The sequence below is a fragment of the Pseudomonas agronomica genome, from assembly GCF_025917275.1.
GTDB lineage: Bacteria > Pseudomonadota > Gammaproteobacteria > Pseudomonadales > Pseudomonadaceae > Aquipseudomonas > Aquipseudomonas agronomica.
In genome coordinates this window covers 1-1084 of record NZ_JAOSHO010000880.1, presented here as the reverse complement: position 1 = coordinate 1084, position 1084 = coordinate 1, and the positions used below count along the sequence as shown (strand labels likewise).

The window sequence follows — 1084 nt, the reverse complement described above, 5'->3', positions numbered from 1 at the left end:
AGCGCGATCAACGTCGCGGCACCGACAATGAACAGCACGAACACCAGGCGCTGCACACGCGTTACGGTCAGGTGCCCCCGGAAACCACTGATGATGGTCGCGATGCACATGAAGCTGCCGTAGGAGTTCAGCGTCGAGATCGTGACCTTGCCGAACGCGATGCTGAAGTAAAGCAGCGCAGCCGTGGCACCGGTCCCCCCCAGGCCCACGATGTAGGCCACTTCGTGACCGGCGAACTGGCCGTTGGCCGAAGCGGCGGCAAACACGCCGAGGATCATCGCCACTTGTGCGCCGATGACTGAACCGGCGCCTGCGGCGAAAAAGGTTTTCACCGACGACGTCTTGCTCGGCAGGTAACGCGAATAGTCCGCCACGTAGGGGCCGAAGGCGATCTGCCAGGAGGCCGCGAGCGACACCGCCAGCAGGAAGCTGCTCCAGCTGAAATGGCGGATTTGCAGGAGCGCGCCAACGTCCGTCTGGCTCATCAGGCGAGCGAACAGGTAAACAAAGGCAATCACGCCAAGAAGGCTGGCGACACGGCCAATGAAGTGAATCACCCGGTAGCCGAGCACCGTGACCAGCACGATGACGCTGGCAAAAATCAGGATGCCGACACTGTCGCTGACGCCAAACAACTGGCCCAGCGCCTGGCCGGAAAGCACGGTGCCCGTTGCGGTAAAGCCCAAGTACATCAGGCACACCAGCACGATCGGGATGGCCGCGCCGTAGACACCAAATTGCACCCGGCTGGAGATCATCTGCGGCAGCCCCAGCTTGGGCCCTTGCGCGGCATGCAGCGCCATGACGCCACCGCCGAGCAATTGGCCGATCAGCAAACCGATCAACGACCAGAACACATCACCGCCCAGCACCACCGCCAAAGCACCGGTGACGATTGCAGTGATTTGCAGGTTGGCCCCCATCCAGAGGGTGAACTGGCTCAGTAACCGCCCGTGCCGCTCCGCCTCCGGGATGTAGTCGATCGAACGTTTTTCGATCAACGGCTTGCTGCTTGCGCGTGTGCTAGTGACAGCCATGGTTCAACCTCTGTGGATTGTTCTCGGATTAATTTGCGCCGCATCCC

1 protein-coding gene is annotated in these 1084 nt (G+C 61.5%); it reads right to left on the bottom strand.

The genetic code is table 11. The annotated features are described in order from the left end of the window. On the bottom strand, positions 1-1037 hold a 1037-nt coding region (locus tag OC610_RS27855; RefSeq protein WP_264432791.1), incomplete at its 3' end, for a purine-cytosine permease family protein. Positions 1038-1084 lie beyond the last annotated feature (47 nt).